This window comes from Microlunatus parietis (genome assembly GCF_013407955.1).
GTDB classification, from domain to species: domain Bacteria; phylum Actinomycetota; class Actinomycetes; order Propionibacteriales; family Propionibacteriaceae; genus Microlunatus; species Microlunatus parietis.
This window is the reverse complement of sequence record NZ_JACCBU010000001.1, coordinates 1,191,669-1,208,313: the sequence shown is the minus strand read 5'-3', so window position 1 is coordinate 1,208,313 and position 16,645 is coordinate 1,191,669. Positions and strand designations below refer to the sequence as shown.

Below are 16,645 nucleotides of genomic sequence, written 5' to 3'. Positions count from 1 at the left end.
CTCCGCTGCGCTCCCCCGAACTACGCCGCGGGGACCCCGAACAGGAGTCGATCATGATCGAGCCTGCGCGCGCTGAGTATCGGGTCGGCATCGCGACCGCGGACATCACGCCGCCGGTCGGCGCCCCGCTGGCCGGCTTCGCGGCCCGGGCCCAGCACACCAGCACCGGAGTCGATCATGCGCTGCGTGCCGTGACGACGGTGATCGACGACGGCCGGACCGACCTGCTGATCGTCTCGCTCGAGTGGCTCGGCTGCTACGACCAGGCGCCCCGGCTGCGGCGCGCGCTGGCCGAGCGGACCGGGATCGCCGAGCAGCGGATCCTGCTCAGCGCGTCGCACACCCATTGCGGTCCGGCGATCCGGGAGGCCGACTACGCCGAGCACGGCTGGATCGACGAGCACTACCTGGACTCGGCGATCCAGAAGATCGCCCGAGCCGCCGGGATCGCCGCCCGGCATCGGTATCCGGCCGTGCTCCGCTGGGGTGTCGGGGAGTGCTCGATCGCGATGAACCGGCGCCGGCCCGATCCGGACCGGCCCGGCCGGGTGTTCGACGCGATGCTGCCGTACCCGGACGGAATCACCGATCATGAGGTCGGCGTGATCACCGTCGAGTCGGCCGCCGACGGGATGCTCCGCGGGATCATGATCAACTACGCCTGCCATCCGACGTCGCGGAGCGGGCTGCGGATCGGCGGGGACTATGTAGGGTTCGCCTACGACCGGCTGGAGCAGGCCTTCCCGTACGCGCAACCGCTGTTCCTGCAGGGCTGTGCCGGTGATCAGAAGCCGCGGCCCCATCAGGCCGGTGCGGACGTGTTCGGAACCCGTACCGTCGATCAGGTACGGGAGCTCGGCAACGAACTGGGCGCCGCGGTCGAGGCCGTGATCAACTCCGGCCTGGAGCCAGTGACCGGCCCGCTCAACATCGATTCCGGGATCGAGGTGCTCCGCACCGAGCCCGTCACGCGGGCGACCCTGGAGGCGGAGCGGCAGCGACCGACGGCCCCGTTCCGCCGGTACTGGGCCGAGGTGCTGCTGGACCGGCTGGATCGCGGCGTGCCGGACCTGGACCGGGTGCCGTTCGAGGTGCAGACCGTGGCCCTCGGCGCGTCGGTGGCCATGATCGCGATGGCCGGCGAGATGACCGTCGAACACGGGCTGCGGCTGAAACGTGATCATGGTGAGCGGTTCGGCGCCGTGTTCCCGCTCGGCTATGCGAACGGGATGATCGGTTACGTCCCGGTGGCCCGACAGTTCGAGGAGTACGGCTACGAGGTGCTCGACTCCAATCAGCGCCATCTCCGGACCGGGCGCTATCTGCCCGGCACCGAGGACCAGCTCCATGATCGGATCGGGCGGATGCTGGCTCCGGCCGGAGCGCCCGCCCGCACTCGGTGATTGTGCAGCTACCTCCATTGTTTGATCCCGGCGTTCGGGCGAGAGTTGGCTCAGCGACAGGTAGCGCGAACCGGCGAGCCGTCGCTCAGGCGCTCGGAGCCGGCATCAGTGAGGCGGGGGGCTTCACGGGGGCTGATGTCGGTTCTGACGCGACCGGGGGAGCAGCGACGACCTGATCCCGCTGCGTGATCAACGGCGAGGGGCGGGAAGCATGAGAACGGAACGACGCCGATCAAGGCTCGGCGCGGCCATCGGAACGGTCGTCCTGACCGTGGCAGCCTGCGGCTCACCCGCATCGGTCCCTTCCGATCATGAAACCTCGACCCGTGCCTCGGCGGCCGCGCCGGACTACGCCACCGCGCTGAAGCCTCGGCTGGAACACCTGGCCCAGGAGATGCTGGTCACCGGCGCAGTGGTGATGGTCAGGTCGCCCGACCTGGGTGACTGGACGACCACCATCGGCACCCGGCGCTACCGCGGCACCGATCCTGTGCAGCCGACCGATCACATCCGGATCGGCAGCGTCACCAAGACCTGGACCGGCACGGTGATCTTGCAACTCGTCGAGGAGGGCAGGCTCGCGTTGTCCGACCCGGTGTCGCAGTACCGGCCGGACGTGCCCAACGGCACCAAGATCACGATCGAGCAACTGCTGACGATGCGCAGCGGGCTGTACAACTACACCCACTCCCTGGAACACAACGTGGCTATGGACGAGACCCCGGACCGCGCCTGGAAGCCCAACGAGCTGCTGGCGCTCGGGTATGCCGAGCCGGTGAGTTTCGGACCGGGCCGGGGCTGGGAGTACTCCAACACCAACACGGTGCTGCTCGGTGTGATCGCCGAGCAACTGACCGGGAAGCCGTTGGCCGAGGCGATCCAGGAACGCGTCCTGGACCGGGTGGGGATGACGGACTCCTCCTTCCCGGCGGTCACCGACGCCGCGCTCCCGGATGATCATGCTCGGGGCTACACGTACGGCACCAACGTCCAGACCATGAAGTCGCCGGTGCTGCCGGAGGCGGTGCAGGCGGCGGCGAAGGCGGGGACGGTGGCTCCGATGGATGTCACCGACGTCAACCCGTCCTGGGCCTGGAGTGCCGGTGCGGGCATCTCCACGGCCGCGGACCTGGCGGCGTACGCGGTGGCCCTGACCGACGGGACCCTGCTCGGCTACAAGCTGCAGCGGCAGCGGCTGGACAGCGTCGAGCCCGTTGATCCGAAGGATCCCGAGGGACCCGGGTACGGCCTCGGCCTGGCTCGGTTCGGGTCGCTCTACGGCCACACCGGCGAGTTGCCCGGGTACAACACGTTCGTCGGCCACGATCCGGAACGCAAGATCACGGTCGTGATCTGGACCTCGCTGGAGCCGACGCCGGCCGGCCAGGCTCCGGCGACGATGCTGGCCCGTTCCGTGATCGAGGCGCTGTACTCGAGCTGAGGTGATCGCTTGACTGCCGTCAGTTGCCCGCTGATGATGGACGAGACATGCCACCTGACCGGGCTCCTCGACGGCGGATCGCGAAGCTCCTTCAGGCCCCGGTCCGCGCCTTCCCGCGCGCGAGGCAGCGGCATCGGGGCGACCCGGTGATGATCATGATCGCGGCCCTGACGATCGCCCTGCTGGTGATCGGTGCGTCGTTCTCGTTCACGGCACCGGGTGCCGAGCCGTTGTCGGTGGTGCTGCAGGTCGGCGGCTCGGCCCTGTTTCTCGCGGCCGGCCTGATCGCCTGGCGACGTCGTCCGCACAACCGGATCGGTCCGCTGATGTTGCTGACCGGCCTCTCCATGTGGTTGGCCGAGCTCAGCCTCGCTCCCGTACCGCTGCTGGCGGCGGTGGGCACGATCGCCAGTGCCCTGCCGCTGGCGATGACCCTGCACCTGGTCCTGGCGTTTCCTTCGGGGCGGGTGCGCGGCAGGCTGGCCGGCTCGCTCGTCGTGATCGGCTACGTCACCTCGCTCGTCCTGCAGATCCCCATCTACCTGATCGGCGACGGTCCACTGGCGGTGACGAATTCGGTCGCGGCCCAGCCGTGGCTCGCGGCCACCATGGCGGCCCAGACGGTGATCGGGGTTTCGTCGCTTCTCCTGGCCGCGCTGCTGATCGGGCAGCGGGCGATGCGCTCCGACCGGGTCGAGCGGCGACTGCTCGGGCCGGTGGTGTGGTATCGGATCGCCTCCCTGTTGATCATCGGCGCCGCGGCGGTGATCGTCCGGCTCCCGGTCGGACCCGAGTTGATGCTGATCACCCCGCAGCTGCAGCTGGCGGCCATTCTCGGGCTACCGCTGGTGTTTCTGATCGGCCTGTTGTTCGGCTCGTTCGGCCGGGCCGGCGAAGTCGACGAGATGGTTGCGCGGATCGGTGCCGCCGCTCCCTCCACGGCACAACTGACCGCCGCGGTCGCGGACGCCCTCGGCGATGCGGGTGCCGTCGTCGTGTTCGCGCGGATCGGCGAGCAGACCTTCGTCGACGCAGCCGGCCGGGAGATCGACGTCGAGACCGACCCCGCCCGGCGGCTCCATCCGGTCCGCTACGACGAACGCATCGTCGGCGGAATCTACTATCGGCACGGCTTGATCGCCGATGAATCGCTGCTGGAGGTCATGGCCGGGATCGTGGCGATGGCGATTGATCAACAACGCCTGGTGGCCGAGCAGCGTGCCCTGGTCGCCGACCTGCGGGTCAGGGAGACGGAGCTGCAGAATTCGCGCCGCCGGCTGCTCCGGGCCGAGGACGCCGAACGGCGGCGGGTCGCCCGCGATCTGCACGACGGTGCCCAGCAGCATCTGGTCGTCCTCGGCATGAACGCGCGGCGGTTGAGCCGGACCTCGCGAGATCCGCACGTCATCGATGCGGCGGCGGAGATCGCCGACAACGTGACCGGTGTGCTGACCGAGTTCCGCGATCTGATCGCCGGCATCATGCCGGCCCCGCTCCTCGATCGCGGCCTAGTGCCGGCCGTCGAGCTGCTGGCCGAGCGGATGCCGGTACCGACCCGGGTCACGGTGCGGCACCAACCCGAGCGGCTGGCGGCCGACCTGGAGTCGACCCTGTACTTCCTGGTCTCGGAGTCGCTGACCAACGTGGCCAAGCATGCTGCCGCGTCCACGGCCGAGGTGATCATCGACAAGATCAACGACTACGGGCCCGAACGTCTGACGGTGACCATCGTCGACGACGGCAGCGGCGGCGCCGACCCGGCGGGCGGCACCGGGCTGCGCGGGATCGCGGACCGCGTCGCGACCGTGGGCGGGACGCTGGACGTCACCTCCGTGGCGGGAGCGGGCAGTTCCGTGCGGGCGGAGGTGCCATGCGGTTGATCATCGGCGAGGACGAAGGCCTGCTTCGCGAGGGTCTGTCCAGGCTGCTGACCGATGAGGGGTACGACGTCGTCGCCACCGCGTCGACGGCGACCGAGCTGGTGGCGCACACGCTCATGCTGCGGCCGCGACTGGTGATCACTGACATCCGGATGCCGCCCGGGAACGCCAGGGACGGCATCGAGGCAGCGCTGTCGCTGCGCGCGTCGATGCCCGACCTCGCCGTCCTCGTCCTGTCCCAGCACGTCGACAGCGCCGGCGCAACCGAACTGCTGACGGCCGGGGCCCGGGGTGTCGGGTATCTCCTCAAGCAACGGCTGATCGATGTCGACCCGTTCCTGCAGGCCGTGCAGGAGGTGCTCGACGGCGGCACCGTGATCGACTCCACTGTCGTCGACACGATGATGAAACGGTCGCGCCCGGACAACGAGATCGATCGGCTGAGCCCGCGCCGTCGCGAGACGTTGGCGCTGATGGCCGAGGGGATGAGCAACTCACGGATCGCGGCGAAGCTGGTGGTGACCGACCATGCGGTCGCGCGTAACATCTCGGCGATCTTCGACACTCTCGGCCTCCCGCCATCGCCCGATGATCATCGCCGGGTGCTGGCGGTGCTGAAGTATCTGGACCGCCAGGTGCGCTGACGAACTGCGTCGAGGTCGGCCGCGGGACGCTCGGTGCGAACGCACGGGCGGCGATCATCGCGGTCAGCCGCGGACGGGCCGCTGAGGGATAGGCCGGGAACGCGATCTTGGACGAGGGTGGGCGAGGGTCCGTCCGGGTAGCCGACTCCTCGCTGCCGCGCAGGTATCCGTGCCCAGCGGGCGCCACCGGATCGACAGCTGGCCGGTTCCGTGGCGTGCTCGTGTGCTCGGGTCTGTCGTCCGCGGATCGGGGACGAGGGTCGGTTCCAGGTTTCGCCGGGCTCCGAGCGTCGGCGACGCGCTGCGGTGATCGATGGCGCCGACGTGGTCAGACCGCCCGTCACGTCGTGTCGCAACAGCGGCGACCGAAGCGAGGGTCGTGATCGGGTCTGTCGGGCGAACTCCCTTAAATCTAAGGGCTCTCACCTTGTGTACGAACAATTGTTCGAATAGAATCTGATCATGACGGCGACTCGACGCTGCTGGTGTGGGGGGCGGTCGATCTGCGCAGCCATGATCAACGTCTGCACGACGCGGTCGACGAGGTGTTCGCCCGGATCCTGCGCGCCGGCGACCTACCTGAAACCGGCGGCATTCCCGCCACCGTGTTGATCACCACCGACGCCGACGACCTCATCGAACGCCTCTGCCCAGGCGCCCGCGGCACCTGGCAACCGCAGCCCGACCGGCGCACCGACCCCGGTCCGGCCGACGACACCGAACAGGTTCACGCCGTGCGTGTCACCACCGGCCCGGCCGGCTGTCAAGATCATCACCCCGAGACGCCGAGCTACCGCCGGGCCCGGCGCGGAACCGGCACCGCGGCCGACGGCACCAACCTCACAATCTCCGAGATTCTGCGGCTGGCCGAGGAGTCCGAGATCTATCCCATCGCCCTCACCCGTCACGGCGTCCCGCTCGATCTCGGCCGCACCCGCCGGATCGCCAGCAAAACACCAGACGATGGCGCTCGTCGCCCGAGACGGCGGCTGCTCCTGCCCCGGCTGCGACCGTGCTCCCACCTGGTGCGAGCGCCACCACGTCATCCGCTGGAAAGACGGCGGTCTCACGATCCTCGGCAACCTCACCCTGCTCTGCCTCCACCACCACCGCAACTTCCTCGACCGCGGCTGGCAGGTCAGGATCAACACCGACGGCCTCCCCGAATGGATCCCACCCAAGTACCTTGATCGTGACCAGAAACCGTTGATCAACAACCGGATCCTGGCCAGGATCCGACAACACCCCCTGCTCACCTGACTCGCACTGCGGGCATCGGATACCTGCAACCGGTTCCCTGCCCTTCGGTCCTCTGGCATGCTCGTCGGCATGAATCAGGTCGGAGCGGACCTCGCCGCCGCCGGCGGTGGGGACGGGTGGTCCCTGCTCGACGGTGCCGCGGAATGCTGGTTCAGCGCCCGGTCCCACACCGCCGGCGCCGAATTGATCAGCGGGTTCGCGCAGCTCGAGTGGCCCGGCCCGGAGCCGGAGTTCGATCTTCGTGCGACCGGCATTCGGGTACGGATCCCGTACGGTGGTTCCGGCCCCGACCCGAAGCTTGCGGCAACGATCTCCGAACTGGCCCGCCGGGCGGCCCTCTGCCCCGAACCGGCCGGGGTGCAGCGGATCGGCATCGGGTTCGAGTCGCCGGAACCGGCTGCGGTGACCGGGTTCTGGCGGCTCGTCGGCGGCTACGGAACCGAGGGCGTTGATCTTGTGGACCCGCTGCATCGCGATCCTGTGCTGCGGTTCGCCCGGACCGAGGGACACCGGCCGCTGCGGAACCGGATCCACCTCGACGTTGACGCTGGCCGACCGTTCGGACCGGACCGGCTCACGGAGCTGGAACGGGCCGGCGGCCACCTGGTCCGGGAGGCGATCTCGGCGGACGCGGACGGGAACGAGGCCTGCATTCCGTTCCGGTCACCCGCGCGCCTCGACGACACGGCCGAGCTGGCGGACTGGCGGCAGCTGATGGGGGCGATGGTTCGCTACGTGACTCGCTCACCGGCCCAGGCGGCCGAGCTGGCCGCCGCCGTGGCGGCCATCGCCGACGGGCCGGGCCGGCCGCTGATCATCGATGTCCGGCCAGGTTCCGTGATCATCGACTCCGGGAAGGACCAGCAGGAGGACGAGAACTTCGGTCTGGACGCCGGGTTTCGTGAGGCCGCCGCCGCGGTCCAGGCCGCGGCCCGAGCCCTCGGCCTGGTGGCCGAGCAGACGGGACTCCGGCATCTTCAGGTGGCGATCGATGCGGCAGACATTCCCGCCGTGCAACGGTTCTGGCTCGCCGCACTGGAATACCGCGTCGATCCCAGGAGCTTCGTCACCGACATCGTCGATCCGAGACGGCGAGGCCCGGTGGTCTGGTTCCAGCAGTTGGAGGGTGAGGACGAGGCCCGGCGGGCGCAGCGCAACCGGATCCGGCTTCGACTCGCCGTACCGCAAGACCGGACCCAGGCCCGCCTCGACGCGGCCCTCGCCAGCGGCGGCGTGATCATCGATGACACGGACGCGCCCGCACAGTGGCGGATCGCCGACCCGGAGGGCAACGAGTTGGAACTGGTCGCCGGTTGATCATGGCGATCCACTTCGAGCACCGCGCGTCCGATTCTCCTGCCATCGAACGGGTCTGGCGCAGTCACAGTGATCACGAGGAGTCGATGACCTCGGTCGCGTCGGCGCACTGGACGCTGGTGGCCTGGCGCGTCGGGCGCGAGTGGCGGGTGGCCGCGCAGGGCCCGGAGGCGCGCGCGTCGACGGCGCCGGTGCCGCCCGAGACGGAGTTCGTCGGGATCAGACTGGCGCTCGGGATGCGGCTCGCCCAGCCGGCGACCGACCGGATCGTCGGCGATGCGGCCGCGTTTTCGGCCTCCAAGCATTCGGTACGGATCGGCGATGTGACCCTGCCCGTGCCCGCGTACGACGACGCGGAGGACCTGGTCCGGCGGCTGATCAAGACCGAACGGCTGCTCAGCGATCCACTGGTGATCAACGCCCTACGGGGCGAGCCGCCGGCCGCCTCGATCCGCACGGTCCGGCGCCATTTCCTGGCCACGACCGGGCTCACCGCGGCGACCGTTCGGCAGATCGAGCGGGCCCGGGCGGCGGCGGTGCGGATCCGCGCCGGCCAGGTGATCGCGGACGTCGCGTACGACCTCGGCTATTACGACCAACCTCACCTGTCCCGGTCCCTGACCCGGTTCCTCGGCCACCCCGCCGGCGCCCTCCGCGACGGTACGGCCGGACAGCTGTCCCTTCTGTACAAGACCTGAGCAGCCGCCACGCCTAGCCTCCTGGACAAGATCACCGAAACACCTGGAGGACCTGAGATGCGCAAGCTCGTGCTCGCGATGATGACCACCGTCAACGGACGGCTGGACGACCCGGACGCCTGGACCAGCGAGATCAGCGATGATCACTACCGGGAGATCGATCGCGGCTACGCGGCGTTCGACACGATCCTGGTCGGCCGGGTGACGGCCGCCGAGATGATCGGGTTCTGGCCTGGCCAACGTGGCCAGCAGGGTGCGGGGGAGACGCACCTGGCCATGGCGGAGAAGATGCACACGTACCGGAAGCACGTGATCACGTCCGACGAGAACCTCGTGCTGGACTGGCACAACGCCGAGGTCGTGCTGGTACGCCAGGACGACGACCTGGCCGCCTTCGTCGAGGACCTCAAGTCCCGGCCCGGCGCCGACATCCACCTGTCCGGCGGCGCACGGCTGGCCCAGACCCTGGTCCGGCTCGGGCTGGTCGACGAGTATCGGTTCTTCGTCAACCCGGTCCACTCGCCCGGTGCGACCTGGTACGAGCTCCTCGATGATCAACAGCGGCTGGAGTTGATCAACTCGCTGACGTTCGAGAACGGGGTCGTCGCGCTGACGTACCGGCCGGTCAGCGGTTGATCCGCCGGCCGCTCGGTGCCCCCTCGCCTCGATCCGTGATTGGCGGTTCGGTACAAGACCCGTGAGGAAGCCGGTCGTTACAGTCCCGCGGTGCGGTCGATCGCCGCATGATCAACGACAGGACGAGAGAGCGAGCCGATGCGCCGAATCATCAATTCGACCTACATCACCCTGGACGGCGTGATCCAGGAACCACAGCACTGGCCGTCGCTGGGCAGCTTCAGCGACGACGGAGGCAAGGCCCAGTGGGAGGTGCTGGAGCATTGCGACGCCGTTCTGATGGGTCGCCACACCTACGACATCTTCGTCCCGGTCTGGACCACCCTCTCCGGCGATCCGCTCAGCGACCGGATGAACGCGGCCGAGAAGTTCGTCGTCTCCACCACGCTCGAGAAGCCGGAGTGGAACAACACCACCGTGATCTCCAGCGATCCGATCGGACGGATCCGTGAGCTGAAGGAGCAGCCGGGCCAGGACATCGCCCAGTACGGCTTCGGACAGCTGGCCCACGAACTGATGGCGGAGGGCCTGCTCGACGAGCTGCGCCTGTGGGTTCATCCGTTCTTCCTCGGCACAGGCAGCGCGGATGACGTGATCTATCGCCAGGGCAGTTCCGGCCGGTTCGAGCTGGCGAAGACGAACACGCTCGACAGCGGCATCGTGATCCTCACCTATCGGCTGCCGGCAAGCTGATCACGCCGAATGATCACCTGGACCGAATGATCACCGGGTGAGCCGCCAGCTGCTCGACCCGGCCGGCAGGTCGACCGCGAGCTCGTGGAAGCGACGGCCGTGCCGGATCACCTCGGACACCTTCGCTCCCTCGCCCGCCACGGTCGGGGCTTGATCGACACCGGGCAGTTGCAGGACCAGGCCGGCCCGGGAGATCGGCTGCTCGGCCTCCACGGAGACCAGCCAGCCGTCCGCGTCCTCGGTGATCGTCACCCGGACGCCGCGGCGGGCTCGTTCCCACTCGCTCAGCCGGCCGGCGGTCCACCACTCCATGCCGCGCTCGCGGGCCAGCCGGGCCACCTCGGGGCACGCGGCCCGCGTCGCCGGTTTGCCGCGCAGGTGCGGGCCGTGGAACAGGAAGTGGGCGACACCGTGGACGGCCTCCGCGCCGTCCAAGATCACGTCGCGGCAGGCGAGGTGGCCGGCCCAGGCGAGATCCTGCGTGTGCAGGGGCAGATTGAGCACGTCCATCGGGCGGTTGTGCACCGACAGGTCGCCGATCGGGAAGGACAGGTGCGCGGTGCCGAACGGGAACCCGACGGTGCCCTGCTTGCTCGGCCCGCGGGACTCGTCGATCTTGATCCCGACCCGCTCGCACCAGGTGTAGAACTCGGTCCAACCCTCCCACCGGGTGTAGTGGTTCTTGTTCGACACGATGGCGTCGGTGCCGGTCACGGCCTGCGCCCAGGCGTGCTGCGCCCGGAACTGCGGCCAGCCCCAGCTGGCCAGGTCGGCGTCGCCCATCGCGTTGTAGTGCAGGGCCTGCTCGTGCCCGGCCTCGCTGATCCTGGCGTACAGCTCGGGGGAGTAGCCGCCGGGGAACACCTGGCACCAGGTCACCGCGACCTCCGCCTCGGCGAACGCCTCCAGCGCGGCCAGGCCGTCCTCCTCGACGTTCCCGTCGGCGTCGTGGGACATGTGCGCGACGGCGGGCACCCCGGCCGGCCAGTAGTGCAGCCAGGCCGAGGCCTGCCGCCGATGATCATGAGCGGCCCAGATCTGTTGCAGCAGCGTGATCCACCACTGGTCGGCCTGGGCCGCCGAGAAGATCGGTACGGCGCTCGGCGGCGGATAGCTGTGCGTGAAGTCGGCCGCCACCTCGGGTTCGCCGGGCGGCAGCACCCGGTCGCCGTAGTCGAGCGCCATGCCGTCCTCGCACTTGAGGATTCCGTCGTCGATCGGCGCGGTCCCGTCCGGCGCGGGCTTGCCGTCGCCCGTCACCGGGTAGCCCTGCTGGATGGTGACGATCGTCCGCCACAGGTCCACGCCGTAGCTGATCACGGTGCCGTCCCCGTGCCGCTTCCGTACCACAGCGGCGGCACCGTCGGACCAGCCGGCCAGCACCTCCGCGCCGTCGGCGGGTTCCAGCGCCCGGCCGCCGATCCCGCGCAGTGGCAGCTCCGGCCGCGTCGTCCAGGACGGATCGTCGGCCAGCGTGACGGTGTCCTCGACCCGGGCCGGGCCGACCACCACGCCGGCGAGCCCGTCCAGCTCCGGCACGACCGCGGTGATGATCAAGGTCCCGCCCCCGGCGACCCAGCCCTCCAGCGCCCGGACCGATTCCGCGGCCACCCGCTGCGGCGACGCGATGATCAACACGTCCAGGTCGTCCAGCTGGGTGGGCACCGAGCCGAGCCGAGCATGATCAAGACCGGCATGACCGAGCACCTCGGTCGCGTACAGCCACCAGGCGTCGTCGCCCGCCGCGTGGGCCGCCCGGGTCGCCTGCTCGTCGATCACGACGCCGAGCCTGGCTGCGGGCAGCTGGACGGGGGACTGGGAGCGAGACACCGAAGGACCTCCTGGGTGAGAACCGTCCGGCGTCCTGGCCGGACCAACGGCTCTACTCTGCCCGATCCGGCACTTTAGAGGCAAGCACTAACTACTATTTGGGCGCGTTATTATCCGATTTAGGGACGTTGTTGGTCGGCGCCGAGCCCTCCAGTCGCTCGCCCAGCAGCTGATACTGCATCGGCGGACGCCCGACCTTCCGGGACCGCGACGGCGGCATCGGCCAGGCGAGTCCGGCCCGGACCAGGCCCTGCAGCGTCCGGCGCGCGGTGCGCAGGGTCACCTGCAACAGCTGGGCCACCCGCTCGGCGTCGATCACCAGCGACTCGGACTCCTCCTCGCCGAGCTTGTCCACCAACGTCCGCAGCAGCGCCTGGTCCTTCGACTCGGTCGGCCGTGGCGGTGTCGGGTCGGTGTCCCCGTCGGGGCTGGCCGGCAATCGCAGGGTGAGCTCGTCCGGCCCGATCAGGTACGCCTGCCGGGACCCCTCGGCCGAGGCCTTGCTGACCGCCCGGTACGCGTTGTTCTCCGCCTCGACGGTGGACCGGCCGAGCCCGATCCCGACCTCGAGATCGACGTTCAGGGACGCACTGGCCCGGGCCAGGAACGGTGCCACGGCAAGATCATCGGTGACCGGCCGGAGCATGCCGAGCGTCGTGATCACCATGTAGCTGCGCTGATCATGGGGCAGCACGATGGCGTCCATCCGGCGCGCGTCGTGCAGCAGTTCGCGGTGCAGCGTGAGCCGGAGATCCTGGTACCAGTACTGGGCCGGGCTGGTCCGCGGCGGCAGCGCCGAGTCGGCCAGCTGCACCAGCACGATGGCGATCCGCGACTCCGAGAACTTCGCCCCGCTGGCGGTCAGCACCGCCGTGTTCAGGGCCTGCCGCAGAGTCAGCGGCGACGGCGACATCTTCAGCGCCGGTACGTTCTCGGCCGCAAGCCCGGCCATCACGGTCGGGATGGTCGAGATCGCCCCGCTGGTCTTGCCGGCCCGGAAGAGGTCGAGATGGAACTTCAGATACCCCTCGGGCGTGATCGACTCGTCGTAGCGGACGTAGTGCACGTCCTTCGGGTCGATCTCGATCTCGGCGTAGCTGTCCAGCACGTCCCGCTCGCCCATCGAGTCGATGCTGACCCGCTGCGGATCGATCACGCCGGACCGGATGCCGCGGACCAGGGTGCTGTGCAGCGCCGGCCCGCCGGTCGGGACGTAGGTCGCCGGCACGGTGAGATCGCCGGCCTTCATGGCGATGTCGTACGGCAGCGGGCCGGCGAACAGGATCGCATCGACCCGGTCCGTGATCTTGCTCGCCGCCTCGGCAGCCTGGTCCTCGCGCCGGTAGACGGCAGGCACCAGCCGGAGGCCGGGGTAGCTGCTGCTGCGGGCGAGCTCCGCGGCTTTCTGGACGAACTCGTCCGCGCCCACCAGCCCGATGGTGACTTCCTCGCGCGTTGCGTCGGAATTATGGACAGCCATAGCGCGAACTCTATAGCCGAAATTGCCAGAAGTGCCGTAACTCGTCCAAATCGGACGCAAAAAAGTGTGATTTGAGTCTTGTCGTTAATAGTCGATTCGTGCGAAAGTCGGGGACTATAGATCGCCGCCCGACGGAGGAGACAGGCATGGCTGATCACTCATCTCACACACCCTTCGGGGCCCCCGCCGGCGTGCCGCCGCGGACCCGGAGGCAGTTCCTGCAGGCCGCCGGCCTGGCCGGACTGGTCGGCGCCGGGGCTGCCGCCGGTGGCGTCGGTGCATTGCCGGCGGCCGCCGAGCCGGTGCTGGCCGACGCGCCCGTGAAGACGCGGGCCACGTACTACACGCCGGAGAAGATCGCGGCGGCGCGGGCGAACATCGCCGCCTATCCCTGGGCTCGTGATCTTGCTGCGGCGGTGAAGCCGCTGGCGGACAAGCTGGTCGCGCTCACCGATGATCAACTGTGGGGTACGGTCTCCACGCAGGGCGTGCCGCGCAGCTATGCGGTGAACCAGGATCTCGGCTCGCCGATCACCGGCACCGACGTCTACGAGTACGGCGCGTACCCGTACCGGGCCGACCCGATCGCCCGCCCGTGGAAGCTGGTCGACCCGTCCAGCGACTACGTCTTCCCGACCAACGACTTCGCCTCCTACTACGCCAGCGGACTCGATGATCATGGGAACTTCAACCGGGAGTTGGCCGATCCGCAGTTCCTGGTCAACGAACTCTACCCGGACCGCGGGCCGGACTGGGGTGTCGACGACGGCTTCGGCTGGATCGACGACAACGGCGACAAGTGGACCTTCATCGCGTACTACAACCACTGGTTCTGCTGGTACTCGGCGCTGGCCGGCACCGGCTATTCGATGCTCGGCCAGGGCCTGGCGGCGCTCCGGGACAGCTTCCTCTACACCGGTGATCAGAAGTACGCCCACGCCGGTCTGATCTTGCTCGACCGGGTGGCCGACGCCTACCCGTCGATGGACACGGCGCCGTACAAGCGCGCGGACGGCTATTTCCACTCCGACGGGCTGCGCGGCACCGGCAAGGTGATCGGCGGCATCTGGGAGACCGGCCTGGCCCGCAACATGGTCGCCGCCTACGACGCGTTCTATCCGGCCATCGCCGACGCCGACCAGGCTGGAGTGATCGAGTTCCTGTCCGCGAAGTCCCAGCAGTACGGGCTGAACCCGAAGGCGACCACGGCCGACATCCGGCTGAACCTCGAGAACGGCATCCTGCGCCAGATCTACCCGGCCGTGAAGACCACCAAGATCTTCGGCAACTTCGGCATGCACCAGAGCACGCTGTCGCTGGCGGCGGTGGTGCTCGACGAGCCGGCCGCGGCCAAGGAATGGCTGGACTTCGTCTTCGCCGCCGGCGGGATCCTGACCAACCCGTACCGCTGCACCGGCGGCAACGTCGGCCCGCAGTTGATCAACGTGCTGGACCGGGACGGCTGGCTGAACGAGGGCGCGCCGGGCTACAACCGGCTCGGCATCGGCCACATCAAGACGATCGCCGACATCCTGGACGGCTACGACACCTATCCGGCCGCGGACATCTACGCCAATCCCAAGTACGAGGCGATGGTGACCACCCGCGGCACCCTGACCATGATCAACAACTACACACCGGCCTACGGTGACAGCGGCACCACCGGTCAGCCGGGTGCGCTCGGCGGTACCTCCGAGTACCTGTGGGCCTTCGCCAAGTACGGCCGCAAGGTCGACGCGCAACTGGCCTACCGGTACAACGGCAACTCGGCGGACAATCTCTACACCGACGTGTTCGCGACGGACGTGGACGGTCTGCAGCAGCGGATCCGCGACATCATCGCCGAACACGGCGAGCTCGACCTGCCCAGTGATCACCAGACCGGCCACGGCTTCGCCGCCCTGCGCACCGGTTCCGGCGATGATCAACGGGGCGCCTGGCTCTATCACGGCATCTCGTTCGGCCACGGCCACCGCAACACGCTCGCGATCGACCTGTACGGCTTCGGCCTCGACCTCGCCTCGCCGCTCGGCTACCCGTCCTACGCCGACGGGAAGGCACTGCGCCGGGAATGGGAGTCGACCACGGTGGCCGGCAACACGGTCGTGGTCGACGCGAAACCGCAGGCGACCCAGTTGGTCGGCCGGCCGATCGACTTCGGCGACACCGGCGGCGAGAGCGGCGTCCGGTACGTGGACGTCGAGGCGCCGAAGCCGTACCCGCAGACATCGCGCTACCGGCGCAGCGTGATCATGGTCGACGTCGACGAGGCCGATTCCTACCTGGTCGACGTGTTCCGGGTCCGCGGCGGCAAGGATCATCTGTTCTCGTTCCATGCCGTGGCGCCCGCGGTGACCACGACCGGGCTGGAGCTGGTGGCGCAGGAGCGCGGCAACTACGCCGGCCCGGACGTGCCGGCGCCGAACCCGCTGGGCAACCCGCGGCCGGACGCCAACGGCTTCGACTATCTGGTCAACGTGGAGCGCGACACCGACGTGGCCGGCGCGTTCTCGGTCGATTGGAAGGTGCCGGACACCTGGAACGTGCACGAGCAGGACCCGGACAGCCACCTGCGGCTGACCATGCTGACCAAGGTCGACGAGGTCGCCTTCGCCGACGGTATCCCGCCGCAGAACAAGCCGGGCAATCCGGAATCGCTGCGTTACCTGCTGGCCCGGCGGCGGTCGACCGAGGCCCTGACCACCCAGTTCGTCTCGGTCCTCGAGCCCTACCTGGGGCAGCGCAAGATCAGCAAGATCGAGCCGGTCCGGATCGTGGCCCGCGGGCCGCTGGACCCCGACGACGCGGCGGCGGTCAAGATCACGCTCGCCGACGGCAGGGTCGACTACGTCGTGCACAACGTCCGGCCCGAGATCGCCCTCGTCATGGACGGCCGGGTCGAGGTCCAGGGCCGGCTCGCGGTGATCAGGTTCGAGGGCGACAAGGTGGTCCGCGCGTCCGGGTCGGACGTGGTGGCCGCCAAGGTCAACGGTCGGGGCGCGCGGACACTCGAGATCACGGCCGGTCCGATCACCGGCGCGGTGGCCGACTTCACCCGGGACCTGGTCAACGAGAACGTCCTGACGATCACGCTGGACCGGCCGTGGGAGGACTACGACATCAAGCCGGAGGACCTGGTCGGCCGGTACGTCTACGCCGAGGACGACGGCGAACGCAACGCGGTCTACGCGATCACCGCCGCCGAGGCGAAGGACAGCACGCTCAAGATCACCACCGACACCACGTTCGTCCGCGGCTACGTCAAGGACACCGACCCGGACGCCGGATTCCGTTACGACGTGGCGGTTGGGCGCAAGGCGAGGATTCCGCAACTCCGGACCTGGTCCGACTGAAGCGAGGAGC

Annotated in this window: 13 protein-coding genes; 10 read left to right on the top strand and 3 right to left on the bottom strand. The window is 69.1% G+C overall.

Annotated elements, in window-relative coordinates; translation table 11 throughout:
• The first annotated feature begins 53 nt into the window (after positions 1 to 53).
• From BKA15_RS05650 to BKA15_RS05635, 4 genes are all read left to right on the top strand, one after another.
• The gene (locus BKA15_RS05650; protein ID WP_179748841.1) at positions 54 to 1,403 is read left to right on the top strand and encodes a neutral/alkaline non-lysosomal ceramidase N-terminal domain-containing protein; all 1,350 of its coding nucleotides are present in this window, start codon (positions 54 to 56) and stop codon (positions 1,401 to 1,403) included.
• Between the two features lie 211 nt (positions 1,404 to 1,614).
• The gene (locus BKA15_RS05645) at positions 1,615 to 2,844 is read left to right on the top strand and encodes a serine hydrolase domain-containing protein (RefSeq protein WP_179748839.1); all 1,230 of its coding nucleotides are present in this window, start codon (positions 1,615 to 1,617) and stop codon (positions 2,842 to 2,844) included.
• A gap of 149 nt (positions 2,845 to 2,993) precedes the next feature.
• Complete coding sequence (locus BKA15_RS05640; protein ID WP_179748837.1) at positions 2,994 to 4,724, top strand: sensor histidine kinase; 1,731 nt, start codon at positions 2,994 to 2,996, stop codon at positions 4,722 to 4,724.
• Complete coding sequence (locus tag BKA15_RS05635; RefSeq protein ID WP_179748835.1) at positions 4,715 to 5,368, top strand: response regulator transcription factor; 654 nt, start codon at positions 4,715 to 4,717, stop codon at positions 5,366 to 5,368. Before BKA15_RS05640 ends, BKA15_RS05635 begins: the two co-directional genes overlap by 10 nt.
• 575 nt (positions 5,369 to 5,943) lie before the next feature.
• On the opposite strand, the gene BKA15_RS35325 is transcribed toward BKA15_RS05635, so the two are convergent.
• A complete protein-coding gene (locus tag BKA15_RS35325) occupies positions 5,944 to 6,141 on the bottom strand; it encodes a hypothetical protein (RefSeq protein ID WP_246322270.1) in 198 nt (65 codons plus the stop codon).
• Between the two features lie 190 nt (positions 6,142 to 6,331).
• On the opposite strand from BKA15_RS35325, the gene BKA15_RS35320 reads away from it, so the two are divergent.
• The 5 genes from BKA15_RS35320 (at position 6,332) to BKA15_RS05610 (ending at position 9,972) form a co-directional block, all read left to right on the top strand.
• Positions 6,332 to 6,628: an HNH endonuclease signature motif containing protein gene (locus tag BKA15_RS35320; RefSeq protein ID WP_246322269.1), complete on the top strand. Its 297-nt coding sequence runs from the start codon at positions 6,332 to 6,334 to the stop codon at positions 6,626 to 6,628.
• Positions 6,629 to 6,697: 69 nt separating this feature from the next.
• A complete protein-coding gene (locus BKA15_RS05625; protein ID WP_179748831.1) occupies positions 6,698 to 7,945 on the top strand; it encodes a VOC family protein in 1,248 nt (415 codons plus the stop codon).
• Between the two features lie 2 nt (positions 7,946 to 7,947).
• The gene (locus tag BKA15_RS05620) at positions 7,948 to 8,643 is read left to right on the top strand and encodes a helix-turn-helix domain-containing protein (protein ID WP_246322632.1); all 696 of its coding nucleotides are present in this window, start codon (positions 7,948 to 7,950) and stop codon (positions 8,641 to 8,643) included.
• Between the two features lie 57 nt (positions 8,644 to 8,700).
• Complete coding sequence (locus BKA15_RS05615) at positions 8,701 to 9,279, top strand: dihydrofolate reductase family protein (RefSeq protein ID WP_179748827.1); 579 nt, start codon at positions 8,701 to 8,703, stop codon at positions 9,277 to 9,279.
• Between the two features lie 138 nt (positions 9,280 to 9,417).
• A complete protein-coding gene (locus tag BKA15_RS05610) occupies positions 9,418 to 9,972 on the top strand; it encodes a dihydrofolate reductase family protein (RefSeq protein WP_179748825.1) in 555 nt (184 codons plus the stop codon).
• Between the two features lie 30 nt (positions 9,973 to 10,002).
• Here BKA15_RS05610 and BKA15_RS05605 read toward each other — a convergent pair whose 3' ends face one another.
• Together BKA15_RS05605 and BKA15_RS05600 are read right to left on the bottom strand one after the other, a co-directional pair.
• Entirely contained in the window at positions 10,003 to 11,802 is a 1,800-nt protein-coding gene (locus BKA15_RS05605) for a polysaccharide deacetylase family protein (protein ID WP_218871086.1), read from the bottom strand.
• Positions 11,803 to 11,896: 94 nt separating this feature from the next.
• Positions 11,897 to 13,282 (bottom strand): hypothetical protein, encoded by a 1,386-nt coding sequence (locus tag BKA15_RS05600; RefSeq protein ID WP_179748823.1) that lies wholly within the window; start codon positions 13,280 to 13,282, stop codon positions 11,897 to 11,899.
• Positions 13,283 to 13,428: 146 nt separating this feature from the next.
• On the opposite strand from BKA15_RS05600, the gene BKA15_RS05595 reads away from it, so the two are divergent.
• A complete protein-coding gene (locus BKA15_RS05595) occupies positions 13,429 to 16,635 on the top strand; it encodes a heparinase II/III domain-containing protein (protein ID WP_179748821.1) in 3,207 nt (1,068 codons plus the stop codon).
• Positions 16,636 to 16,645 lie beyond the last annotated feature (10 nt).

Coding starts and splice junctions, on each gene's coding strand:
- BKA15_RS05650 (WP_179748841.1), top strand. CDS start 54: ATGATCGAGCCTGCGCGCGCTGAGTATCGGGTCGGCATCGCGACCGCG.
- BKA15_RS05645 (WP_179748839.1), top strand. CDS start 1,615: ATGAGAACGGAACGACGCCGATCAAGGCTCGGCGCGGCCATCGGAACG.
- BKA15_RS05640 (WP_179748837.1), top strand. CDS start 2,994: ATGATCATGATCGCGGCCCTGACGATCGCCCTGCTGGTGATCGGTGCG.
- BKA15_RS05635 (WP_179748835.1), top strand. CDS start 4,715: ATGCGGTTGATCATCGGCGAGGACGAAGGCCTGCTTCGCGAGGGTCTG.
- BKA15_RS35325 (WP_246322270.1), bottom strand. CDS start 6,141: ATGATCTTGACAGCCGGCCGGGCCGGTGGTGACACGCACGGCGTGAAC.
- BKA15_RS35320 (WP_246322269.1), top strand. CDS start 6,332: ATGGCGCTCGTCGCCCGAGACGGCGGCTGCTCCTGCCCCGGCTGCGAC.
- BKA15_RS05625 (WP_179748831.1), top strand. CDS start 6,698: ATGAATCAGGTCGGAGCGGACCTCGCCGCCGCCGGCGGTGGGGACGGG.
- BKA15_RS05620 (WP_246322632.1), top strand. CDS start 7,948: ATGGCGATCCACTTCGAGCACCGCGCGTCCGATTCTCCTGCCATCGAA.
- BKA15_RS05615 (WP_179748827.1), top strand. CDS start 8,701: ATGCGCAAGCTCGTGCTCGCGATGATGACCACCGTCAACGGACGGCTG.
- BKA15_RS05610 (WP_179748825.1), top strand. CDS start 9,418: ATGCGCCGAATCATCAATTCGACCTACATCACCCTGGACGGCGTGATC.
- BKA15_RS05600 (WP_179748823.1), bottom strand. CDS start 13,282: ATGGCTGTCCATAATTCCGACGCAACGCGCGAGGAAGTCACCATCGGG.
- BKA15_RS05595 (WP_179748821.1), top strand. CDS start 13,429: ATGGCTGATCACTCATCTCACACACCCTTCGGGGCCCCCGCCGGCGTG.